The organism is Blastopirellula marina DSM 3645 (assembly GCF_000153105.1).
Taxonomy (GTDB): Bacteria; Planctomycetota; Planctomycetia; order Pirellulales; family Pirellulaceae; genus Blastopirellula; species Blastopirellula marina.
On the sequence record NZ_CH672376.1, the window covers coordinates 3,527,008 to 3,550,337 of the forward strand.

Annotated in this window: 16 protein-coding genes; 4 read left to right on the forward strand and 12 right to left on the reverse strand. The window is 58.8% G+C overall.

Annotated elements, in window-relative coordinates; translation table 11 throughout:
* Positions 1–10: 10 nt before the first annotated feature.
* The 3 genes from DSM3645_RS28485 to DSM3645_RS30675 form a co-directional block, all read right to left on the reverse strand.
* Positions 11–3,286, reverse strand: a complete 3,276-nt coding sequence (locus tag DSM3645_RS28485; protein WP_002653303.1) for a DUF7133 domain-containing protein — start codon at positions 3,284–3,286, stop codon at positions 11–13.
* A gap of 90 nt (positions 3,287–3,376) precedes the next feature.
* Positions 3,377–3,991 carry a glycine zipper domain-containing protein gene (locus tag DSM3645_RS30670; protein ID WP_161603359.1) on the reverse strand — a complete coding sequence of 205 codons (615 nt, stop codon included), beginning with the start codon at positions 3,989–3,991 and terminating at the stop codon, positions 3,377–3,379.
* A 154-nt stretch (positions 3,992–4,145) separates the two neighbouring features.
* The gene (locus DSM3645_RS30675) at positions 4,146–5,297 is read right to left on the reverse strand and encodes a hypothetical protein (RefSeq protein WP_002653305.1); all 1,152 of its coding nucleotides are present in this window, start codon (positions 5,295–5,297) and stop codon (positions 4,146–4,148) included.
* A 314-nt stretch (positions 5,298–5,611) separates the two neighbouring features.
* Between DSM3645_RS30675 and DSM3645_RS16155 the strand changes: the two genes are divergently transcribed.
* The gene (locus DSM3645_RS16155; RefSeq protein ID WP_002653306.1) at positions 5,612–6,820 is read left to right on the forward strand and encodes a trans-sulfuration enzyme family protein; all 1,209 of its coding nucleotides are present in this window, start codon (positions 5,612–5,614) and stop codon (positions 6,818–6,820) included.
* Between the two features lie 242 nt (positions 6,821–7,062).
* Positions 7,063–8,205: a trans-sulfuration enzyme family protein gene (locus tag DSM3645_RS16160; RefSeq protein WP_002653307.1), complete on the forward strand. Its 1,143-nt coding sequence runs from the start codon at positions 7,063–7,065 to the stop codon at positions 8,203–8,205.
* 58 nt (positions 8,206–8,263) lie between these two features.
* On the opposite strand, the gene DSM3645_RS16165 is transcribed toward DSM3645_RS16160, so the two are convergent.
* Positions 8,264–8,872, reverse strand: coding sequence for a hypothetical protein (locus DSM3645_RS16165; protein WP_040351892.1), 609 nt, complete (start codon positions 8,870–8,872; stop codon positions 8,264–8,266).
* A 304-nt stretch (positions 8,873–9,176) separates the two neighbouring features.
* Here DSM3645_RS16165 and DSM3645_RS16170 point away from each other — a divergent pair, with 304 nt between their 5' ends.
* Together DSM3645_RS16170 and DSM3645_RS16175 are read left to right on the forward strand one after the other, a co-directional pair.
* On the forward strand, positions 9,177–10,400 hold the full coding sequence (locus DSM3645_RS16170) for a DUF6666 family protein (RefSeq protein ID WP_131282628.1): 1,224 nt from the start codon (positions 9,177–9,179) through the stop codon (positions 10,398–10,400).
* A 292-nt stretch (positions 10,401–10,692) separates the two neighbouring features.
* Positions 10,693–12,069 (forward strand): hypothetical protein, encoded by a 1,377-nt coding sequence (locus DSM3645_RS16175; RefSeq protein WP_002653310.1) that lies wholly within the window; start codon positions 10,693–10,695, stop codon positions 12,067–12,069.
* A 26-nt stretch (positions 12,070–12,095) separates the two neighbouring features.
* On the opposite strand, the gene DSM3645_RS16180 is transcribed toward DSM3645_RS16175, so the two are convergent.
* From DSM3645_RS16180 to DSM3645_RS16215, 8 genes are all read right to left on the reverse strand, one after another.
* Positions 12,096–14,288: a molybdopterin oxidoreductase family protein gene (locus DSM3645_RS16180; protein WP_002653311.1), complete on the reverse strand. Its 2,193-nt coding sequence runs from the start codon at positions 14,286–14,288 to the stop codon at positions 12,096–12,098.
* A 47-nt stretch (positions 14,289–14,335) separates the two neighbouring features.
* Complete coding sequence (locus DSM3645_RS16185) at positions 14,336–15,946, reverse strand: DmsC/YnfH family molybdoenzyme membrane anchor subunit (protein ID WP_002653312.1); 1,611 nt, start codon at positions 15,944–15,946, stop codon at positions 14,336–14,338.
* Between the two features lie 10 nt (positions 15,947–15,956).
* Positions 15,957–16,781 (reverse strand): hypothetical protein, encoded by an 825-nt coding sequence (locus DSM3645_RS16190; protein WP_002653313.1) that lies wholly within the window; start codon positions 16,779–16,781, stop codon positions 15,957–15,959.
* Positions 16,782–16,813: 32 nt separating this feature from the next.
* Positions 16,814–17,710 carry an ABC transporter ATP-binding protein gene (locus DSM3645_RS29870; protein ID WP_002653314.1) on the reverse strand — a complete coding sequence of 299 codons (897 nt, stop codon included), beginning with the start codon at positions 17,708–17,710 and terminating at the stop codon, positions 16,814–16,816.
* Positions 17,711–17,731: 21 nt separating this feature from the next.
* Positions 17,732–18,616, reverse strand: coding sequence for an ABC transporter ATP-binding protein (locus DSM3645_RS29875; protein WP_002653315.1), 885 nt, complete (start codon positions 18,614–18,616; stop codon positions 17,732–17,734).
* Positions 18,613–20,172, reverse strand: a complete 1,560-nt coding sequence (locus DSM3645_RS16205) for an ABC transporter permease (RefSeq protein ID WP_002653316.1) — start codon at positions 20,170–20,172, stop codon at positions 18,613–18,615. Before DSM3645_RS16205 ends, DSM3645_RS29875 begins: the two co-directional genes overlap by 4 nt.
* 63 nt (positions 20,173–20,235) lie before the next feature.
* Positions 20,236–21,729 carry a CmpA/NrtA family ABC transporter substrate-binding protein gene (locus DSM3645_RS16210; RefSeq protein WP_237564832.1) on the reverse strand — a complete coding sequence of 498 codons (1,494 nt, stop codon included), beginning with the start codon at positions 21,727–21,729 and terminating at the stop codon, positions 20,236–20,238.
* Between the two features lie 36 nt (positions 21,730–21,765).
* A complete protein-coding gene (locus tag DSM3645_RS16215; protein WP_002651881.1) occupies positions 21,766–23,139 on the reverse strand; it encodes an IS4 family transposase in 1,374 nt (457 codons plus the stop codon).
* Positions 23,140–23,330 lie beyond the last annotated feature (191 nt).

The window sequence follows — 23,330 nt, forward strand, 5'->3', positions numbered from 1 at the left end:
CTCCCCAAAATCATTTTTTGTCACGCAATGATTGTAGGTAGGAGTACAAATCGGCCAACCCCTGATCGTCGACGCCGTTCAACAGCCCGACCGGCATCATCGATTGCGTGCTGGGGCGCCGCAGGACGATTTCGTCTTCCAAAATCCGCTCAGTGACGCCGGGACCGGTCTGAATCAGCGTGCCGGCCGGCGATTCGTAAATGATCTTGCCAACAAAACTTTTCCCCGAGCGGGTCATCAGCTGCGTCGTATGGAACAGCGGTGAGACGTCTCGATTGGGGTCGACGATCGCCATAAACAGGTCGTACTGGCGAAATCGGCCCGTGATATTGTCAAGGTTCGGTCCCAGCGCGCTATTCGTTGCGTGACACTGCTTGCAAGCGCGGGCGGCGAAGATCGCTTCTCCCCGTTTCACGTCCCCGGTATCCCAGGCGACATCCGTCAAACGACTTTTCCAACTCGCTTCGTCGGCGGCGTAGGCGAACAACTCTTTGTTGAGCGTCGGATACGCGGCGGCGAACCATTCAAACCAAGGTTGGTACGTTTCGGTCGCAACAGCGCCCTGCTGGGCGGGCGTCGCGACCGGCGCTTTGGTCCAAACCTGCAGCAACTTGGCGATCGCTTGGCTTTGCTCGGCCTGTTGTCCCGGCATGCAGGCCGCACGCAGCGACTTCATCGCGACCAACAGATCCCCATCCGCAACGGCGTCGGTCGGCATCTTCTGTAAGATCTCGGCCGCTAGCAGCACCGACCCGGGACTGGCCGACAGCAGCGAATCGACGAAGCGTTGGCGGTCTTCGTTCTGCAGCGATTCGCCCAATCTCGCGAGCACCGCATGGCGCATATTGAAGTCGTCCCAGCGCGCTCGCAGCACGTCCAGACGTTCCGCTTCCGGCAACGAATCCACCAGCGGCATCATCTCGTCTGGCCAGCTGTCTTCGATCGCGTCGACGTCGTTTTCTTCCAGAATCTTGGTCACGGCAGTCGCTTGCTGTGCGGCGCTGAAGTAAGAGGCGAAGAGCGCATGCTCAAGCATGCCGAAATCTTCACTCGCAAGCATCGCGTCGGCCAGTTGCGGCGCCTGCTTCAACTCGGCCGCAAACGCTTCTCCCATGCGCAGCGACCAGTTTTGGCTGATCGTCAGTCCCTGGTCAGCAATTTTGGCGTGCAGTTGCAGGTAGGCGGCGGCCTCGGCGGCGATCACTTCCGTCGATCGCTCTCCGGGGATTCGCGACAGGCAAATGAGGTAGTGCTCATCTTCCTCGACCGTCGACTGGTCGGTCCAAAACTGGGCGACCTGCTCGACAAAGTTAGGCGCCGGCTGCTCGATCATCGCCAGCGTCCGCGCGATCTCGGTATCGACCGTCGGCTCGTCCACGGGGAAGATCGGATCCAACTTGCTGGCCAATTGATCCCACATCGTCAGCGGCGCCGTGCGCGGACGGCCCGGCGAGTAGCCAGCGTAAACGTCGGGATCGACTCGCTCGGCGGTAATATCGCCCAGGGCGATTTGCACGACGCGAATTGCGTCTTGCTGCTCATACAGATGGGTCGCTGTTTCTAGTCGATCCACCGCTTGATGAATCACGCCGACGATTACCTCGGAACTTGCATTGTGCGCCGCCGTCTGCGACCAGATCGCCGCGATCGAATGTCCGACGTCGACCTTCCTATCCGGCGATTTTTCTAAGATTCGATCGAACGCGACGAGCGCCGCGCTCCGCACATTGCGATCTTCATCGCTCAATGACTGCCAGTTGCAGTTTTGCACGTCTGTGTCGTACTGTGCGGCCGAAGCGATCGCTTCCCAAGCTGCGCGACGCACCATCGGCGACGCGTGGTGGGTTAACGGATAAAACTGCGCAGGACATACGGCGTCGCGGCGGCACGCCAAACTCCAAATCGCCCGCGCGACGATTGCCTGCGAGAGAGTCGCTTCTTCCTTCGTACTGAGCAGCCGATCGACCTCCGGTCCATCCTTCAAACCGCCGAAGAGTTCGGTCACAATTTCGATCGCGCGCACGCGCTCGGCCGTAGAATGCTGCGGGTTTTGGCTCACGGAGATGAAAAACTCACGACCAATTTGCATCGCCAGCGGCGCCCACTTGGCGTACGACCAAGCGGCTTGCGGTTGCGGCGCCTGGAGCACCAGATCCACGCCGCCTAGCTGGGATTCGGCGTTCGACTGGCCGACATATTCAATCTTAAAAATGCCGCCGCGCGTGCCGCGGCCACCGATCGCTAAATACATTTCCCCCTCTTTACCGACGGCGATGTCGACCGGCGCGAGACCAGCGGCGCCGGTGGTTTCAAGGAAGGTTTCTTGACTCGCCGATAGTCCGCCGCCATCGGAGGTGCAGGGAAAGAAGTAGATCTTCCCCAGCGTCCAGCAGCAGCTGAAAACGCCGTGGCGGTATTTGTCAGGGAAGGCCGTATGGCGGTAGGTTTCGACGCCGGTCGGCGATCCGCGGCCGATGTCGACCAGCCGGGCACGGCTGTCGAAATAGGTCGGCGGTCGATTCCAACTGCGCTGCCAACCATGCAAGACCCAGCCATGATGCTGCGCTACGCCGATGTCAAACAAGCGATTAGGCGCGTACCACGGCAGATGTTGGTCGCGTTCGCCATCGGCGTCGACCGTCAACATGCGGCCGGCGGCGTCGAAGGCGAAGTCGTACGGGTTGCGGAAACCGTGCGCCACGACTTCCGATTGGTGCGTCTCTGGATGAATGCGAATGATCGCGCCGGTTTTGGGATGTTCGATCGGCGAGTGCGACGTGGTGACGTGACGCTCAAAGATGTTCGCGTCGTTTCCGCAGATCACATAGACCCAACCATCGGCGCCAAAAACCACGCCGTTGGTTCCATGCTCGGGATGTCGCGATTGCTCCAAAGTTTCGGCGGCGCCGTCGGCGCGGCCATCTCCATCGGCGTCCGTCAGTTTGAGCAGACCAAAGTCGCCGCTGCAGTAGAGATCGCCGCCGCGAAACGCCATGCCGTGGGCGCCGCTGCGAGGAACGTCGGAAAAGAGCGTCGCCCGATCGGCGGTTCCGTCGCCGTCGTCATCGTGCAAGGTTTTGACGTAGCCGGCGCCTGCGACGACGACGCGCCCTTCGGCGTCGAGCGTCATTGAGTAGATGTCGTGCGCCAAGTCGTCATCGGCGAAGAGCGTCGCGCGGAACCCGGCCGGGACCGAGATCCCAGCGGCTTCTTCGGCGGAAAATCCTGGCGCGGCCAGCGATGTCTGGACGGCGACCGTCAGCAAGAGCAAATAAAAGCGGGGCATAACGTCAGAACCAATCAGGTGGGCTGGGTAGGTGGGAAGCTGCTCCCTATCCTAAACGCCAGACCGCTGTCGCTCAAATGCCGTTATGTCTTAGTGATGCACTCCGACCGACCACGAAACGTGCGGCGGATGGTGATGGTGGCGCGGATGTCGGTATCGATAATAAGGGGGCGCGCACCAAGGATCGTAGTAGCTCTCTTGGATAATAACGGGGCGACTATCAACATAGCGCACCGGCTGCACCAACGGAGGCGGATTTTGTAAGGCCGCCAGCACCGGATCGCTGACTCCGGCGCTCTTCAGTTGGATCAAGTCTTGCGGGGTCGGAGAAGTCGCAACGCCGTGGCGGTTGATGTGCGAGATAATCACTTGATCGCCCAATCCGGCCTGGCTCATCGCGGCGACGTCTTGAAACGTGGTTGCCCCGGCCAATTGCCGCCCTAGTCGCTCTTGGAAGATCGCCTGATTGCGGGCATCCGTCTCATCGATACTCGACCCAACCGCCGAACCGGCGACGGCGCCGACTCCCGCGCCGATCAATGCGCCAGCCGCCGTGTTGCCTGTCGCGTTGCCAATCGCGGCGCCGGCGACGGCGCCGGTAAGTCCGCCTGCGGCGGCCAAGCGATCTTGTGCGTAAGGAGAGCGACAGCCGATCGCCGTGACGATCAACGCGGCAAGCGAGAATTTCAGCAAATCTTTGGTCATCCGTTCCATCTCCGACGGCGCTCGTACTTCCGTTTCCCTCATTATCGGCGCCATAGCACCGATAGAGCATCCGAGCGATGCGGAATCATGGCAGCGGCGGTTATATGGGTCAAGCTGACTTTTGAAGCAGGGCAAGCCGACTTTGGCAGCAACGCTAGCTGCCGGGCGGATTGGGCGAGAACTTGCGCCATTTTTCAAACGCGGCGGAGCGTTCGACGTCGGTCGCGAAGCCGATCGTGCGATAGCTGTAGAGATAGTTGGCGTCGGTCGTGATCCGGTCGAAGCTAAACTCGCGGGGATTACGGCCGCTGAGATGAATTGCCGCCGCCAAAGCGACGTCGCGGACCTGGCTTTCGAAGGGCTCGCGTTGATTGACCGGAACAATGTCACTGTCATTGTCGAACAGTTGCTCGAGAAATGGGATATCTTCGGTCGAACCCAATTTGGCGATCGCCAGAATCGAGTAAGCCAAATGCAGGTTGTTTGGCACAGCTTGCGTAGAAGGACCGGGATCCTCGACCATCGAGCGCGCGAGTAGGACGCCGGCCTGAAGATCTTCGCGAATCGAGAGCAATAGCACCGAAAAACGATGCTGCATCGTCAAATAAGGGCTATCCACCGAGTTGCGGATCCAGCGGTTGAAAAGCTTGCGGACGACTTCCGCCTCGTCGGGGTTGTTGAGCGCCTGCGTGATCGGCCGCGAGGAGAGTGAATATTGCAGTTCAGCAAAAGCGGGCGCAGTGACTTCAAAATTGGGACTACTGGTCAGCAACAACAGTGCGGCGACGCTCGCCATGCTGGGGGGAGATTGCGAATTGTAAAGTCGGAGTCGCAGCTCCAAAGCGCGGCGATAAACCGCATAGTCAATTTCGTTTGGACTGTTTTTCGCTAGATCCAACAACTCCCATTCGCTTTCGGACATGCGAGCAAAAATTCGCCGCGAGACGGCGTCATCGCCGACGATCTCCCGAAACTGCGGCCAACAAGGGAGCGAAAGCGCGTCACTGGAGCTGCGAAACGCGTTGATCCGATCACGCCGATCTTTGGCGACGATGCCATCCAGCAGATTGATCGCCTGCATTTTTACGGTGGGATCAGGCGCGGTCGACGCGACCACCAGCGCCGCATGGGCCTCCATCCCCCGCTCTAAGAGGCTTTCCGCCGATCTTTTGCGGGTCTGAAAGTCGTCGGCGCCGAGTCCGATGACCAATTCGTCAATCGATTCGGTTTCTTCGGCATAGCCCGGTGACGCCGCGCCGCAGGCCAAAACGACGGCGAAAAGCAGAAGTCGAGAATAGGTCATCATGCGGCGCCAGGGGAAAGGAAGGGACTGCGAACCTCATTTTAGACGCGAAGTAGGGGAAACGTCTAATGAAAAACCTTGCTGACGCCCCGCTTGCCGCCGACCGGGCCGGCAAGTAAAGTGATGTCTTCTAGGGATTTGTGGCCGCTTGCAGCTTTACTGCTAAAGTGCCCTCGTCAACGAAAAGTTCGTGATGACGAGCTGAAGAAACAGTCGTTTCTGCTGCGGCCAATGTATTTTTTCAAAAGCCGCCTTCTTTGCGCTACTGAGGTTTCCCCCTTGGTGTGCGATTGTGCGGCCATTTTTAAGCCGCCAAAATGAACGACCCGAACCGCGTCCCGCTCGACGTTTCTGACCTTGGTTTCTCGACCTCTTCCGTCCAAGCCGGCGAAGCGCGTCAAAAGCCGGAAAGCGCGATCACCGATCCGATTTTCTGCGCTTCGACCTATACGTTTACCGACACCGCGTCGGTCATTCGCTATATCGAAGAAAACGAAGAGCGCGAAGAATATGGCCGCTACGGCAATCCCGGCGAGAAAATCGCCGAAAAGAAACTAGCGGCCCTGGAAGGGGGCGAAGACGCCGTGCTGTATTCCAGCGGCATGGCGGCGATCGTCGGCTTGTTGATGGCCAAGCTGAACGCCGGCGACGAAGTAATCTTCTTTGACGAATGTTATCATCGCAGCCGCGAGTTTTGCTCCAAGCATCTCGCGCGATTCGGCGTCGTCACGCGCCAGGTTAAAGCGTGCGACTACGACGCGATGGAAAAAGCGATCAACAAAAACACCAAAATGTTGGTCAGCGAGTCCCCCACGAACCCCCACCTCAGCGTCGTCGATCTCGAAAAGTTCGCCGCGATCGGCAAAAAGCATGGGGTCGAAACGCTGATCGACGCGACGCTGGCGACCCCGTACAACGTTCGCCCGTTGGAATATGGCGTCGACTATGTGCTGCACTCCGCGACCAAATATCTGGCCGGTCATAATGATCTGTTGGCCGGCGTCATCATCGGCTCCAAAGCGCAGCTAGAGTCGGTTCGCAAGCTGCGCGGCATCATGGGGGGGATCAATTCTCCGCACAATATTTACTTGTTGTTGCGCGGTTTGAAAACCTTCAGCTTGCGGATGGAGCGCCACAACCAGAATGGTCAAGCGATCGCCGAATTCCTCGAGTCTCACCCGAAGGTCGAGAAGGTTTATTATCCCGGCTTGCCGTCCCACAAGTATTTTGACATCGCGAAACAGACGATGCGCGGCTTCGGCGGCCTGATTACCTTCTTGGTTAAAGACGCCGATTGGCGGAAAACGGCCGACGTGATCGACGCCGTAAAGATCCCCCGCATCGCCCCCAGCTTGGGCGGCGTTGAATCGCTGATCGAGCAACCGCTGGTGATGAGCTACTACCAACTCGCGCCGGAAGAACGGGCCAAATTCGGCATTTATGACAACATGATCCGGATGGCCTGCGGCATCGAAGACGCCGAAGACTTGATCGCCGACCTGAAACAAGCGCTTGATTCGATTTAGAAGTTGGATAGATCACCTCCCCGCCGAGTAGGGTGGGTGGAGCAAGCCGCATTGGATTTGGCCACTTTCAACCGACATGACCGGCTCGCGCAACCCACCATGTCCTGCTGGTCGAGCAGGCGCTGGTGGGTTGCGCAAGCCGGGCGAATCGTTTGAAATTGGGCGCCAGGATTCGGCTTTCTCCACCCACCCTACGGTTAGGGCTATGCATTGGCAACTCGTTTTGCAGAAAGTGAAGACAAATGCAGTTCCGCACCAAAGCGATCCATGTCGGCAATGCTCGCGATCCGCAAACCGGCGCCGTCGTGCCGCCGATTCATGTCGCTAGCACTTACGTGCAGCCGGGCGCCGGAGAATGGGGCGAGTTCGACTATTCGCGCAGCGGCAATCCGACGCGTAAAAACCTCGAGACGACCCTCGCCGCATTGGAAGCGGGAACCGGCGCTCTGGCCTATGCATCCGGCATGGCGGCGATCCATGGCGCAATGATGCTGCTGGAATCAGGCGACCATGTCGTCGCCGGCTCTGACATTTACGGCGGCGCCTATCGTTTGCTTCATAAGATCTGCAATCGATCGGGAGTGACGACCACGCTGGCTCCGTCGAGCGATCTGGGAGCGCTCGAAGCGGCGATTACGCCGCAGACCAAGATGCTGTGGATCGAAAGTCCCGGCAATCCGCAAATGTCGATCAGCGACATCGCCGCCTGCGCCGAGATCGCCAAGCGGCATCATTTGCTGCTAGGAGTCGACAGCACGTTCGCGACGCCGGTGTTGACTCGTCCTTTGGAGTTGGGCGCCGACATCGTCATGCATTCGGCCACCAAATATTTGGGCGGACATAGCGACGTATTGGGCGGAGCGCTGGTCGTCAACGACAAATCGCTCTACGACCGACTGTACTTTGTGCAAAATGCGACAGGCGCGGTGCTGGGACCGTTCGAGTCATTTCTGGTTAGCCGTGGTCTGAAGACGTTGGAGCTGCGCGTGCGGGAACAATGCCGCACCGCGCAAAAGATCGCCGAGTTTTTGGACGCCGATCCCCGCGTGTCGCGCGTGCTGTACCCCGGTCTGCCAAATCACCCAGGACACGAGATCGCGGCTCGTCAGATGGACGGCGGTTTTGGCGCGATGCTTAGCTTTGAGGTCAACGGAGATTTCGCCGCGACCAAAAAGGTCGCCGAGTCGACCCGGCTCTTTCAACTAGCGGTCAGCCTGGGCGCGGTCGAGTCGCTGATCGAGCAGCCGGCGTCGATGTCGCACGCGAGCTACGATCGAGACGCGCGCCTGGCACATGGAATCCGGGACGAACTGATCCGACTCTCGATTGGGCTGGAAGCGTTTGAAGATCTGCGCGACGACTTGGATCAGGCGCTGGGCGCATAAAAAAACGCCTCGCATTGCGAGGCGTTTTCTGGGTCATTCAGTTCTCAAGTCCGTCAGACTACTTCGACCTGGGCGCCGCGTAGTAGGAAGCGCCGTTGGTGGTGTGGCTGACGCGCGACACCGGCCGTTGGTCGGCGATCACTTTGCTGTAGTACAGCTTGGACTTCGCCGGCGCGGCTGCGCCCGCTTGGGCCGATTTCCAGCTTCCTGGAGGTTGGAAGCGAGCCGGTTCGGGCCGAACCGAAGTCGGTTCGTCGACCTGCGGGGTCGGCGGAGTCGGAATACCGCCCCCTTCCCACATCGGCGACGCTTCAATCACCGGCGACCCATAATGCATCGCCGACGGAACGCCAGCGCCGCACGAGTCGCAACCGCCGCCGCAGCTGGAACAGCTAGTGCAACTGTTGCAGCAAGGGTTGTAGCGAATTGGGCATAACAGCCGTTCTACGCCACCCTTGATGTGGCACAAACCCGTTTTGATGCCGCTGCCGATGTTCTTCAACGCGGTCCCCAGCGGGTTGCAACAAGGATCGCAACAGGTCGATCGGCAGGCGTTGCAGCCGCACGACGAGGGAGCGGGAGCGGAGCAACCGCAATCTTGAGCCGACGCGACATTAACCGCTAGCAGGCAAGCGACCATCGCTCCACAAACCAAGTTTTTGACCATTGTTCTTTCTTCCTTCACTGATTCGCCCGCCCGGCGAGGCGGTCTATTAACGATCCCGGCGAATATCGATCGCCGGAATACTTCATCGAATCGATGCGATGCAAAAAAACAGAACTTCCCGAACAACCGCGACACTTCACCAAGTCACCCCAAACCTCCCGGTCGGTGCTCATGGCAATCTGCAAAAACTTTTCCGATTAAGACGACTTCTCCTTCAGGTCGAAGTCCGATCGTGACGATTACATCGATGGAAGCGGAAGATTTCACCGCTCCCTCCGTCCCCCCGGAATGAAGGAAATCGAGGATGACCCTTTCTATTCGTATGGCGCTAGCTGCTGTCCTGGTATTTGCCAGCATGCTGACGTCGATTGGCTACGGCCAAGAACATCAAGATCCGCTCACGCGGCTGTTTTCGCCGTCGTCGGACCGAATCTATCAAGCGCGGCAACGCGCCGCCAAAGCGAGTCGCATCGCAACGCAAATCGAAACCAACGCAGCGGTCGAAAAGGTTGACTACTCGGTCCTGGATGAACAGGCGACGGTAGAAATGATCGAACCCGGCGTTGAGTACATGGGCGAAGAACCCATGATGATGGAACCTGCGATGCACGCTGGCCACCAACATGGCCCCGGCTGCGAAAGCTGCGGAACGGAATCTTGCGGTTCCAGCTGCGGAGACTGCGGCCAATGCAACGACTGCATGATGATGTGCATTCCGCTTTGCTTTCGCTTGAACTGGGATGATTTCTCGCTGCACGCCGGCGCCCAAGGCTTCAAAAATGGTCTGAACCGCGGCATGGATGGCAGCTTTGGCTATCTCTACGGTTTCAATTGGGGGATGCCGATCGGCTTTCTCCCGAAATCGGGCTTGGGATTTCAGGTCGGCATGTCCGGCTCGAACGCCAATCTGTACGAAGCGAGCTTTACCGATTCGACCCGCGAACAAACCTTCTTCACCGTCGGGCTATTTCGCCGCGTCGACTGGGGCTGGCAAGGCGGCCTGGTCTTCGATCACCTAAAAGATCAGTGGTACTATGACGTCGAAGTGAGCCAAGTTCGCGGCCAGCTAAGCTGGGTTTTCCCGAAGTGCAACGAACTCGGCTTTCAGTTTTCGGCCAGCGATTCGGAAGGGACCGGCAGCACCACTGTTTCGGTGCCCGGCGCCAATACGATGCAGATCGACGAAACCATCGCAGCGACGAATCTGTACACCTTCTTCTGGCGTCGTCGGTTGGATGATTGCGGCAAATCGATGCGTATCCTCGGCGGTTGGACCGGCGACAGCCAGGGCCTGCTGGGCGCTGACTTCCACCTGCCGCTGACCAAATGCTTGGCCCTGGATACCGGATTCACCTTCCTGCTGCCGGATCAGCAAGATGGGCGGACGCAAAATCAAGAAGAAGCCTGGAATATCGGGATCAACCTGGTTTGGTACCCCCGCTGCGGCTCGGCCTCGGGCAGCACCAGCTACTATCGCCCGCTCATGAACGTGGCGAACAACGGCGACTTTATCCTGCGTCGCCAATAAAAAAAGTCATTTCGAGGGGAGGAGTCAAGCCGCCGCTGACCAGGCCATGCCTGGAACTGCGGCGGCTTGCTCCATTTATTTCCCCAGCGCCCCCGGTGAACGTAACTCTGCTGGGTATCATGACTTCACAAAACAAGCTGGCGCCGATATACTTGCGCGTTTACCAGACTAAGTTGCACGTAGACCGGGTGAATCGCCGAAGCTCATCGTAGAGAATCGGCCTGCTCCGCAGTCGCCAAGTTCGATTGCGTCGAGCTGCACACGAAACTAACTTACTGCTGCCAATAGGTTTATGAATCAACCCAAAAAGAGCCACTGGGCGTCGCTGGCTGCCGCTCTTGGCGCCGCACCTGCTGAAAATCTGAACGACGAGCCGTCGAGTGAAACTCCGGAAGTCGAAGAATTGCAGGATCATGTCGAGCCAGCCGCAGAAAAACAAGAATCTTGCGAAGCGCCTGAAATCGTCGAGACTCCGGAACCGGTCGCAGAAATTGCTTCTCCGGTAGAAGAGCCGGCGATCGAAGCAGAAGCGCCCGAAGAGACCGCCGAAGCTGAAGAGCCGGTCGCGATCGCTCCGCCGACCAAGCGACATTGGGCCGGATTGGCGCAGTCGCTGGGATTGCCGGTCGAGCGTTTGTTTGGCAAAGCTGCTCCGGTCGAGACGCCGGCGCCTGCGAAACCGTCGACGCCGAAACCGCCGGCCGCCAAGCCGGTGGCCAAAAAGCCAGAGCCGAAACCGAGCGTTGTCGAAAAAGAACTGACCGAGAAAGCGGTCCCCAGTCGAGCCGAGTCGACGGCTCGTACGATGTTTGAGGAGCGACCTGATTCGCCCGAAACCGAAAAGCGGGCCGCGAGCCTCTTCATTCAGATTGATTCCACCACGAAGAAATCGAGCGAATCGAACTCGGACGCTCCGCGTAACTTGCTGCCGGGCGACGAGATCTTCTTTGATACCGGCGAATATGATCTGATCGACGACATGAAGGACGAGCCAGATACGTCCAACTATGATCGCGACGATCACGAAGATGACAACGATGACGCACCGCGCGAAGTTGTCGCTCGCAAACGCGCGCCGAAAGAAGAAGCTGCGTCGGACGACGAAACCGGGACGGAAGAAGCGACCGACGAATCGGGCTCGCCCCGTCCTCGCCGCCGTCGTCGCCGCCGCGGACGTCGCCGTGACTCACGTTCGGAAACGACAACTGCGGAAGAAGGCGCCGAAGAAGAAACTTCGACCGAATCGACCGAAGTCGCCGCCGAGTTGGAGCCCACCGCGAAGAAGAGTTCGGACTCGGACGATGATTCCGAATCGACCGGCGCCCCTCGCCGTCGTCGTCGGCGACGTCGCTCACGCAAAGCGGACGAAGGGGAAGCTCGCAAGACTCCCGAAGTCTCGGCCAAACGCGAGCTGACCGACGTTGACTTCCCCGACGATGAGGATGACGACGACACGTCGATCAGCGACGTCTATGACGACGATGATGATGACGATCAAGACATGCGTCGGCATCGCAACATCCCGTCCTGGTTGGATGCCGTCACGGCAATTGTCGAATTGAACATCGAGCGTCACAAAACGGCGCCGCAACATTCGGATCGCCGCAGCGGCGGCGGTGGCGGTGGTCGACGACGTCGCGGAGGCGGTCGCCGCCCAGCTGCGAACTAATCGAGCGTCAGACCTGCCAGTTCTGATTAAACATCCTGCCGCCGGCGTAATCGCACGGCGGCATTTTTATAGGATGGTTGCCGCGAGTAGGGGTCAAATTCAGCAAACGTCAGCTGATTGACCGTATCCCAGTGCATCGGCATAAAGACTTGCCCTCGCCCGACAGCGGCGGTGAGATTCGCGTGTGCCTGCACAATTCCGCGGCGCGACTCGACGTGGATCAACTCGTGCGGCGCGATCCCCAGCGCCTTCGCATCGGCCGGATGCAGATCGACTTGCAGCACGTTGGGATAAAGTTTCCGCAGCACGCTGCTCTTTGCCGTGCGCGTTTGCGTGTGCCACTGGGCGGCGGCGCCGCGGCCGGTCAATAAGACGAAGGGAAACTCGTCGTCGGCCGTTTCGCCGGGCCGGCGAGAATCTTCAAAGATGAATTTCGCCTTCTCATCGGCGTGGTAGAACCGACCAGTTTCAAAGAGCCGACGTTCCACCGAGCGATCGGTTTCGCCGGTCGCACAAGGCCACTGGACGCCGCGTCGATCATCGAGCTCTGCGTAACCGGCGATACCGCTAATGTCGCACGGTTGCCCCTCAGAGAGTTGCTGCATCGTCTCGAAGACGCGCTCCGGTTCGGTCCACTTCGAGAACATCTCGCCGCAGCCCCAGTAGTCGGCGACCGCGCGAAAGATCTGAAAGTCGGCCAGCGCTTCTCCCGGAGCCGGCGAGACCTTCTTGTGCAGGCCATATCGTCGCTCGGAGTTGATGAATGTCCCTTCTTTCTCTCCCCAAGCGGCCGCCGGCAACACAAGATCGGCCAATTGGGCCGTCTCGGTATTCGAGTACATGTCTTGAACGACCAGAAAGTCGAGCTTCTGAAAGATCTCCTGCAGGTCGTTTTGATGGATCCAGGAGTGAGCCGGATTGGTCGCGATTACCCACAGCCCTTTGATCTTCTCTTGGCGGATTCCCTCGATGATCTGGTCATAGGCCCAGCTGTTTTCGGTCGGGATTCGCTCGATGGGGATCTCCAGGATACCGGCCACTTTTTGCCGATCGGCTTCGTTGGTGAAGCTATGTCCCCCTAGCAGATTGGTCGTGTTGCTGAAGAGGCGCGACCCCATCGCGTTGCACTGGCCCGTGATGGAATTGGCGCCGGTCCCCGGGCGTCCAATGTTGCCGGTCATCAGCGCCAAGTTGATGATCGCCTGAGCGGTGCGCACCCCTTCATGGCTTTGGTTGACTCCCATCGTCCACCAAAACGAGACCCGTTGGCCGCGATGGATCTTCTCGGCCAGTTCGACAATCGCTTGCTCAGAGAGCCCGGTCAGTTCCATGGCCCGCTCGATCGTGTAGGACTGGACATGCTGCGCGAACGGCTCAAAGTCATTCGTATGAGCGGCGATAAACTCGCGATCGATCCAATCCTTTTGAATCAGATAATTCGCGACGGCGTACAGCAGCGTCAAATCGGACTTGGGCTGGATCTTCAGATGCGAAGTCGCCGCTTGCGCCGTTTCGGTCAGCCGCGGATCAATCGCAATGATCTCAGGCTGATGTCGGTTGCGCAGCACTCGCTCCCACAGGATCGGATGTGCGATGCAAATGTTGGAGCCGACAAAGATCAGCGTGTCCGACTCTTCAAAGTCGGCGTACGAAAACGGGGGCGCGTCAAAGCCAAACGATTCTTTGTAAGCGGTCGCCGCGGTCGCCATACATTGCCGCGTATTCCCATCACCGTGCTGCATCCCCATGCCAAACTTGGCGAGAGACCCCAGAAACGCCATCTCTTCGGTCGCGATCTGGCCTGTGCTTAAGAAGGCGACCGCGTCATTTCCGTGTCGCGACTGCACTCCTTTCATCTGTTGGCAAAAATAGTGGAGCGCCTCGTCCCAGCTGGTCGGCTCCAGTTCTCCCGACGCGCCGCGGCGAAGCGGGCGCGTCGCTCGATCGGACGACTGCAAAACGTTGAGCGCTTCCCAGCCTTTGGGACAGGCCATCCCTAGATTCACGGGCCAATCCGTCGACGGAGTTAAGTTGACGGAGCGCCCCTCTTTCAGGTGAATTTCGAGACCGCAACCGGTCGAGCAAAATCCGCATACCGATGTGGTCGTCGCATCCGGAGATTCGGATTGGCGCGTCTTGCCGAGTCCAAACTTCGCCGGCTCCAGCAACAGCTGCCGCGTCAAATGACCGTCACGCGCCAGAATGATATCTCCCACCATCTTTAACGGAGAGAGTTTTGCTTTCGGTTCTTCCCGGGGTATCGTGCTCATCCATGGTCTCCCGCACGAGCGACGCCCGGCATGCTGGGGGTCGATTCTGAAGTAAAGTAAAGATAGCGATCGATCAGTTCCGCCGCCGTTAACAACAGGAAGCTGGTGACCGCAATCGCCTGAGAAGCCCCGCTGGGGCTCGCAAAGATCCAAGCAACCGGCAAGACGCCCCCTCCAATCGCCCAAAGTCCATTGCGGACCTGGGTCGGCAGGTGCAACTTGTCCAGAAGCAGTTCCCGCGTTCGAGTAAATGGATTGGCGAAATCTGCGTCGGCTTTCGCGGCGAAGCGTATTTCCAAATATCCACGCACGGCGGAAAGCATGATCAGTAACAAAGCAATCGGAATCACATAGTCGCGCCCGCCGCTTACCGCCGCCATCGCCGCGGCGGCGCCTAACAGCAGAACCGTTCCGCCGAAGCGTCCCCCGGTCCAGACAGGTCCCCAGACTGGTCGTCGCGTCGCAACATAAATCATGATGCTGCAAAAGACTCCCACCAGACCGACAACGACGCCGAGCCAAGCTGCGATCGCGCCGAACGTCAGGTATTGCTGAAACCAAAGCGAGGCCGTGGCCAACGCGATCAACGGAAAGTATTTGCCAAAGATGACCGCTTCTCGACTAAGCCAAGAGGTCCTCAAGCCTAGAAAAACGCGATAGCCATAAAAGGGACGCCCGAGATGGAGTCCCGATGCGGCGAGTCCCAGCATGCAGGAAATCGTCGCGAGTAAGAACAGGCCCAACCTCTGCGCCGGCAGCAAGCAACCGGCCAGCGCCGCGCCGACCGACAACTGAGTAAAGACCAGCAGCACGACCAGCGGCAGATGACCATGGTTGAGTCGAAGTGAAAACTGATCGCCAGAAGCTAACTTCAGCGTGCGCGCTGTGCCGACAAATTGCGTTGTCGGAGCGGTCGTCGCTGGGTGAGCGGCGCCGTCGAGAAACTCTCCTCGCTCTCCGGCCGCCCGTGCGTCTTCTTGCCGGACCAGCGTAATGCGGATCGCCTGATTGGGACATGCCTGCACGCAAGCCGGCGCTTCGCCGACATCGAGCCGCTGCCGGCACATGTCGCACTTCCGCACAATCCCTTTCGCTTCGCTATACTGCGGCACGTCGTAAGGGCACATCATCGTGCAATACTTGCAGCCGATGCACTGGTCATCCAGGTGGACCACGATGCCGGTCACAGGATCCTTGTCATACGCTTTGACGGGACACCCCTTCAGACAGCCGGGGTCGGCGCAGTGATGACATGCAGTCGTCACATGCTGCAGCGTGGCGCACTCATCCTCCGCTTGAAGTAGTCCGACGCTGCGCCAGGTCTCGTCTTCATCCAGGCCGTTTCGATTGTGACAAGCGACGACGCAAGCTTTGCAGCCCGAGCAAGCGTCAAGGTCGACCTCGAAGGCGTATTGCTCTCCCGCACTCGGCGCAGCGGCGGGCAACAGTTCTCGATAAAGGGGCGCCATCAACGGGGTGGTAGCGTCGGCGTGCCGTTGCGAAAAACGTTCGACCGCCGTCAGATCTTGTTGCTCAGCGAGCAACGACTGGATCAGGTCAAAGCCGTCCGTGAGCACCGGCTGCTGTTTTTGGATTACGCTCGCCATCAATATTCCTTTACAGCGTCACGCAAACGACCGAGGCTAAGCGATTGCCGACAAACTGCGGGAAGGCGACTTGCCATGCTTGCGACGAGCCCTCGCCGACCAACATTAGTTTGGGGAATCTGGCGGCGGCCACGTAGCCGACGAGCCCTTCACTTAACCGGAGCGTGGAGGGAATCTCGTCCGCTCCTTCCATCGCGATCCGATGTTTCAGCTCGAGTCCGGTCCCTTCGCTATCCAGCAGCCAGACTTCGACCGCTGAGAAGAGGGGCGCCTGATAAGATCCCAGCATCAGCAGCACGCTCGACAGCTCAAATTCTGACTTTAGGAAAGGAAGCCCCAGGCCAAAGTCGAGCCCCGCCGAGCGGGCGCCGGCCGATCGCATGAAATTGGGAGAGGCTCCCAAATTATTGACGCAGGCGGCCAAACGGTTTTCCCAAACTTCGCCCGGCAAGCCCGAGCGCCGCGGGAAGCGGACATACGGGGTGATGCGCTCGATGTAGTCGAGATTGCGATAAATCCCCTGAGCTAAACTCAATTCGTCGCGATCGTCCCGTTTCCACACTTCAAAGGCGCCGATCGCATCTTCGGGCAACTGAAACAGCATTTCCACGACGCCGCGCAGCGATTCGTTGGTCGCGGCGGGAAAGGCCAAATAGACCTGGTCGCCGATAACTTCGAGCCACACGCCGCGCTCTTGCTGAAACCCGGCGCTGGCGTTCTGATCTGGGCGAACCGACCAATCGCCGGTCGCGTCGATCGTCCAGCCAGCCGGCTCGGCGTCATCCACGGCGGAAACGCGGATCGCTTGCAGCATGCTCATGGTATCGGTTTGCATGGGGACAATTCCCTGTTGGTTCGGTCGGTTGGTTACGCTTCAGCGTGCGCCAGCGCGTCGGCTTGATCCGACGCGTCAGCAGACTTCGCTGCATCAGATTCGGCGATTTTAGGGACAGGGGCTGGGCGATGTTTGCGACGGTCTTGTTCTTCCAAGAACGAAACCAGACAACCGCGCAAGTCGTAGTAGAGCGGATCTTCCAGCACTTCCTCTCGGCGCCGCGGACGCTCGAACGGCATGTCTAAGATTTGGCCCACGCGCGCCATCGGGCCGGTCGTCATCATGCAGATTCGATCGGCCATATAGATCGCTTCGTCCACGTCATGCGTCACTAGCATCGTCGTAATCTTCTCGCGATCGAGAATCTTCAAAATGACGTCCTGCAGCTCCATGCGGGTCAGCGAGTCCAGTCGTCCAAACGGCTCATCCAACAACAGCATCTTGGGCTTCAGCGCGATCGCCCGCGCGATGCCGACGCGCTGCTGCATGCCGCCAGACAACTCGCGCGGGTACTTGTCCATTGAGTCGGCCAGCCCGACCGCATCGAGATAGTACTCGCAGATTTCCTTGCGCTGCTGACGCGTCCCATGGGCGAAAACCCGATCAACGCCGAGTCGCACGTTTTGAATCGCCGTCATCCAAGGCAACAAGCACGGTGATTGAAACACGACCGCGCGATCGGGACCGGCGGACGTAACCTCTTTGCCCGACAGCACGACGCTTCCCTCGCTGATCGAGTTGAGCCCGGCCACCATGGTCAGGACCGTCGACTTTCCGCATCCAGAGTGCCCGATCAGACTGACGACTTCTCCCCGCTTCATAATCAGGTTAAAGCCGTCGACGACCGTGACGCGATCGCCATACGGATTGGGATAGGCCTTCGAGAGCCGAAACAGCTCGACGTAGCGTTGTTCGCCACCGGTGGACATTACAATTTCCTTGCTGAGGGATTAGGCGCCAAAATTGGCTGGCTCAAGATCCGGCAGCGTAAACCGCCGCGTTTCGGTTCGCGTTTTTTTATCGGCGCTTAGTTGCAACATGTACCGTGTCGCTTCGTTGCGCAGATGTTTGTAATCGGGATCAAAATTCAGCGTGGTCCGGTCTCGCGGCCGCGGCAGCGTCACGTCAAATTCGCGTCCCAACTTGGCGCCGGGGCCCGGCGTCAACGGAACGATTCGATCGGCCATCAACACCGCTTCGTCCACGTCGTTGGTGACCATCACGACGGTCCGGCGGTCTTCTTCCCACAGTCGGATGATCTCGTCCTGCAGAACGCTCCGGGTCAACGCATCGAGTGCGCTCAGCGGTTCGTCCAGCAACAACACTTCTGGCTGCATTGAGAGGGTGCGAGCGAGCGAGAGCCGCTGTCGCATGCCGCCTGATAGTTCACTCGGGTACTTCTTTTCGGACCCCGACAAACTGACCATGTCGATATACTTTTGCACGTAATCGCGTCGCGCGGTCCCGGTCAGATCGCGCCGCAATCGCTTAACGGCCAGATCGATATTGCCGACCACGGTCAGCCACGGCAACAGCGAGTAGTTTTGAAATACAATTCCGCGGTCAGGGCCCGGCGCCGGCATCGGTTCTCCCCGGTAGAGCGCGGCTCCGCGCGTCGGCGTGGTCAGTCCGGCCAAGGTCGAAATCAAAGTCGACTTGCCGCTGCCGGAATAGCCGATCACGACGACGAACTCGTTTTCCTCGACCTTTAGACAGGCCTCGTCCAGTACGACATAGGCTTCCGCTCCCATCCCAAAAGAGACGGTGACATCTTGCAGTTCCAGAACCGGCGGCCGATTTTCATCGTCGCCGGGAATGTTGGCATTGCGGATCATAGGGCTGTTGCGCCTCCATCAAAACTGACCAACCGCTGGAACACGATCATGATGCGGTCCAACAACAAACCGACAACGCCGACGACAAACACCGTAAGCAGCATCTGTGAGAACGTGTCGGACGAGCCGTTGTTAAACATGTCCCAGACAAATTTGCCTAAACCGGGACTCGACGAGAGCAACTCGGCGGCGATCAACACCATCCAGCCGACCCCCAACGAAATCCGGAGCCCCGTAAAGATCAGCGGCAACGCCGAAGGGATCACGATTTTGGTCAAACGATCCCACATGCTCAGACGTAACACGCGAGCCACGTTCAAATGGTCCTTGTCAATCGACGCAACTCCCAGCGCGGTGTTGACCAGCGTGGGCCAGAGCGAGCAGAGGGCGACCGTGATCGCCGAACTCAAAAACGCCGGTTTGACCCAGGCTTCGTCCGGACGTTCGATAAACCCGCCGACGACGATAAAGACAATCGGCAACCAAACGATGGGCGAAACCGGTTTAAAGAGCGAGATGAGCGGCGAGAGGGAGGCCATGATTACTTTGTTCAAGCCGCAAAGGACCCCGATCGGAATCGCGATCGCGGTCGCGAAGAGAAAGCCGACAAAGACGCATTCGATGCTGGTGAAGACCTGATCAAAAAAAGTGGGCGGTTTGGCGTAAATCGCGCCGGCGCTCGACAGCACGCGCTCTTCGGCGCCCAAATAGTCGAGGGTCGCGTCGTAGCGCTGACCGGGCGCGGCCGCGGCCAACGCGGCGTCCGCATTTTTGAGCGTCAGCGCCGCACTCGCCACATTGCTGCGTCGATTGCCGTCACTCAGTAACGACGCTCGCTTGTCGAGAAATTGCGTCTCTTGATCCAGATCGTTCTTTTCGCGCAGCAGCGCCGCAAATTGCGGCGTCGTCGATTTGCGGATCGCCGCCAGGTCCGAGCGCAGTTCTTTTAGATGGGTCGACTCGCGGGCCGACAAGGTTTGATGCTCACGCACGGACGCGACGTATTGCTCACGCGGTTCGTCTTGGGAGACCTCTAACTTGTCCCCCAGCTTGTGAAGCTCTTGTTCACGTTCGAATTGCGATGCATGGTAAACGAGCGTTTGATTTTCAATCGCTTCTTCGTACTTCTTTAGCGTCGCGGCCGTTTCTGCGTCAAGCGTCGCCGTCAGCTCCGCGAGTTCCGCTTCGACCACGGCTTTGCGCTCGGTAGCGTCGGCCAGCTGCTGCGTGACCAGGGCGAGCGTCGTATCGCGATCGTCGCCGGTGCGGGCGAAGTCCGCTTTTTTGGCGTACTCGCGCCAGTGAAACTCATAGACATCGACCAACGAACCGGCGACATCGACCGGCGACGGCAAACTGCCGGCTTTGGTTTTGATGAACGGCGCGATCGCCGCCCAGGCGCCGATAAACAGGGCGAAGACGACGACCGGCGCGACAATAAAGAGGCCGATCTTCCGCACTTGCTGCCGCGGCTCTTCGCCGTAACAGAGCCGAACGACCGGCTCGAAGCAGTTCATGCCGGCGACATCCAGCAAACGAATGATTTTATATTTCATCGCGAGTTCTTGAGGGGTAATCGTGGGGTCAAAATCATCTTGACGACTGCCTGACGCTGCGAACTATTCGTCCTTGTTGCCGATCTTGTGCGCGTTGAGATAGGTGATCGGATCGTGACCGTCGAACGTGATTCCGTCGATAAACTCCGCCGTCGGCGGCTTGTAGCCGTCGGTGTCAGACCCAGGCACTTCGGAGCGATCCAGCTTTCCTTCGCTGATCAGCCGCTCGGCCGCTTCCCGATAGATGTCAGGCCGGTAGATCTTTTTGGCGGTCTCGCCGTACCACTCGGCGGACTTCGGCTCGGTGATCTGTCCCCAGCGACGCATTTGCGTCAGGAACCAGACGCCGTCGCTATACCAGGGGTAGGTCGCGTGCGACTTGAAGAAGACATTGAAATCCGGCAATTCTCGCTTGTCCGATTTCTGAAAGTAGAAATAGCCGGTCATCGAATTGCGAATCACATCGACATCGGCGCCGACATAGTTGGCTTTCGACAACAACTGCACCGCCGATTCGCGATTGACAAACTTGCCCGCGGCGTCGACTTCGTCCAACCATTTTCCGGCTTGGATCAGCGCCTTCACCACCGCGACATGCGTGTTGCGGTTTTCGTCGTTCCAGGCTTTCGTAACGCCGAACACCTTTTCAGGATTGTTCTTCCAGATGTCATAGTTGGTGACGACCGGGACGCCGATCCCTTTGACGACCGCTTGCTGATTCCATGGTTCGCCGACGCAATAGCCTTGGATCGTGCCGACTTCCATCACTTGGGGCATCATCGGCGGCGGCGTCACCGACAGCAACACTTCCGCATCGGTCACGCCGGTCGTATCGGCCGACGTGTACATCCCGGGATGAATTCCGGCGGCGGCCAACCAGTAGCGAAGCTCATAGTTGTGCGTCGAGACGGGAAAGACCATCCCCATCTTCAACAGATCGCCAGAGGCTTTGCGATCGGCGACGACCGATCGCAGCGCGTCGGCGGAGATCGGATGTTTCGGTTGCGACGACTGTAGAGCCGGGTCGGCTTTCTGCATCTCCTCCCAGATCGAATTGGAGACAGTGATCGCGTTGCCGTTCTGATCCATCGTAAACGCAGTGATGACGTGCGCTTCGCCGTTAATTCCGATCGTCGATGCGATCGGCTGCCCCGACAACATATGGGCGCCATCCAGCTCGCCGCTGATGACCCGTTCCAGCAGCGTTTTCCAATTCGGTTGCGCCTCGATCTCGACCTGCAATCCTTCGTCTGCAAAGAATCCTTGTTCTTTGGCGATGACCAGCGGAGCACAGTCAGTCAGCTTAATGAAGCCGAACTTCAGCTTTGTCTTTTCGAGCCGCAACGAGGAAGGACGATCACTTTTGGCCGCACTCACCGCCCCCGGCTGCTCTTTCCCTAAGACCTTCATCGCGGCGGTCGCTTCGGCCGCTAAAGCGTCAATATCGAGATCCTGCAAACTGGGGCCGCTTCGCTGTTGGCCGCAACCGCAAATTGCAAAGCCGGCGCAGACCAACCAAAACATGGCTGCGAAAGGAGAGATTCGATGACGTCGCATGGAAAAGATCCCGGGGTGAATGGCACGAGATTAATTCTAAGCGGCTGTAGCATAACGGTTTCGGGGCGTTTGCATTAGCTTGTATTCCTTAGGCCGTCGCTTGAGTTCTCGCGGTTCGTTGCGGTCGGGACGGTTGCCGACTTCGAGCTGGCGGATCGTTTGCAGGAGGTTGCTCCACTGAGGGTCTCGCTGTTTGGGATTCCAGCGGAGCGCGGCGGCGAATTCTTCGACGGCTTGCAGCGCGCCGTTGAAGCTCAGACGCCAAGGGGGCAACTGGAACTTCAGCGCCGTCGCCAGCATCGCGGCACGCACCAGGTTGTAGCCGATCATGTGGCAGTGCAGTTCTTTGCGAACCATCGCTGGACTCTTGCAACGGAGGTGATCCATCTGCATCTGGATTTTCAAACTGCGGATATGCAGTTCCGCTTGCCAGCGGCGACGATACAAATCGGCCAGATCTTCCGCCGGATAAACGTCGCCTTGCAACAGCGTCGTCGCCAACGTGATTCGACGCGTACGAAAGCCTCGCTGCGTCACTTCATATCGCAAGTGACGAACGAGAATCGACGATGGATATTGGTCGTATTCGTCCGTCGTCATCCACGTCGGACGCTGCGGCTTGGCATAGCCCACGATCTGATCACAGTCGCCTTGTCGCAGTCCTCGACGAAAGTCGATTTTGCGACGATGATGCGCGCGAGCCACGATGTCGATCCCGCGCAGATCCGATAAAGCGAGCAACCAGAAACTGGCGTAGTACCGATCGGCGAGCACGATTTCTCCCGAGTGAAACTGCGACAAGAGCGTTCGTAAGAGCGACGTCTCGCCCGTCTCTTTCCCTGCGTAACGCCCCATCGCAAACATCGTCGCCGCTCCTGTCGCCAGTGAAAAAACTTGCACGATCCGCGCCAAGGGAAAGCCGCACCCAGGCTTCTGGTTTTCAATTTGCGGAAAGGCGGTTTGATTCGCTCGCGTGTCGGCCATCGTGACGGTCGTACCGTCGACGATGATTACTTCGCGCCCCTGGAATCGCCAATCGCCGAGGCCCGCTTCGTCGCACTTTCGCGCCGTCCAAGCGAGCAGCCGTTGGAACAACGCAATCGGCAAACGTCGCCGCGCTTGGCAGTATGAAGTCGTATCGCCGCTGCAGCGCGACAACCCCTGCGCCATGCGCCAGGCGTTGAGCCGCGTCACGACTTGCTGACAACTATGATCGGCGGATAGCGTCTGCATCACGAACATCCAAACGACGATCATCGGCGAATAAATGCGCTCGCGAAACGAGAAGCCGATTTCGTGACAGATCGCGGCGACAACGCCGCTGGGGAGCAAGAGCTCGCTGGATAAGTTTGAAACGTCACGGAACTTGCTTTGTACATCCTGCGGCGAAGCGTTAAAATGATCGGACACGGCGGGGCCTCCTGAAACGGCGATTGTTACACCACCAATTCAGCGAAGCTCCGCCGTCTTTTTCAATCATCTTGCTTAAATTGCAGTGATGACCACTTGCTGTCGCAAGATCTTGCGACAGCAACTTCCGCCGATTACCGCATGCTGGGGCGGAGGCTTTAAGCTCGTGCCATTCGATCCCGGGGTGACTT

Coding starts and splice junctions, on each gene's coding strand:
- DSM3645_RS28485 (WP_002653303.1), bottom strand. CDS start 3,286: ATGCCCCGCTTTTATTTGCTCTTGCTGACGGTCGCCGTCCAGACATCG.
- DSM3645_RS30670 (WP_161603359.1), bottom strand. CDS start 3,991: ATGACCAAAGATTTGCTGAAATTCTCGCTTGCCGCGTTGATCGTCACG.
- DSM3645_RS30675 (WP_002653305.1), bottom strand. CDS start 5,297: ATGATGACCTATTCTCGACTTCTGCTTTTCGCCGTCGTTTTGGCCTGC.
- DSM3645_RS16155 (WP_002653306.1), top strand. CDS start 5,612: ATGAACGACCCGAACCGCGTCCCGCTCGACGTTTCTGACCTTGGTTTC.
- DSM3645_RS16160 (WP_002653307.1), top strand. CDS start 7,063: ATGCAGTTCCGCACCAAAGCGATCCATGTCGGCAATGCTCGCGATCCG.
- DSM3645_RS16165 (WP_040351892.1), bottom strand. CDS start 8,872: ATGGTCAAAAACTTGGTTTGTGGAGCGATGGTCGCTTGCCTGCTAGCG.
- DSM3645_RS16170 (WP_131282628.1), top strand. CDS start 9,177: ATGACCCTTTCTATTCGTATGGCGCTAGCTGCTGTCCTGGTATTTGCC.
- DSM3645_RS16175 (WP_002653310.1), top strand. CDS start 10,693: ATGAATCAACCCAAAAAGAGCCACTGGGCGTCGCTGGCTGCCGCTCTT.
- DSM3645_RS16180 (WP_002653311.1), bottom strand. CDS start 14,288: ATGGTGGGAGATATCATTCTGGCGCGTGACGGTCATTTGACGCGGCAG.
- DSM3645_RS16185 (WP_002653312.1), bottom strand. CDS start 15,946: ATGGCGAGCGTAATCCAAAAACAGCAGCCGGTGCTCACGGACGGCTTT.
- DSM3645_RS16190 (WP_002653313.1), bottom strand. CDS start 16,781: ATGCAAACCGATACCATGAGCATGCTGCAAGCGATCCGCGTTTCCGCC.
- DSM3645_RS29870 (WP_002653314.1), bottom strand. CDS start 17,710: ATGTCCACCGGTGGCGAACAACGCTACGTCGAGCTGTTTCGGCTCTCG.
- DSM3645_RS29875 (WP_002653315.1), bottom strand. CDS start 18,616: ATGATCCGCAATGCCAACATTCCCGGCGACGATGAAAATCGGCCGCCG.
- DSM3645_RS16205 (WP_002653316.1), bottom strand. CDS start 20,172: ATGAAATATAAAATCATTCGTTTGCTGGATGTCGCCGGCATGAACTGC.
- DSM3645_RS16210 (WP_237564832.1), bottom strand. CDS start 21,729: ATGCGACGTCATCGAATCTCTCCTTTCGCAGCCATGTTTTGGTTGGTC.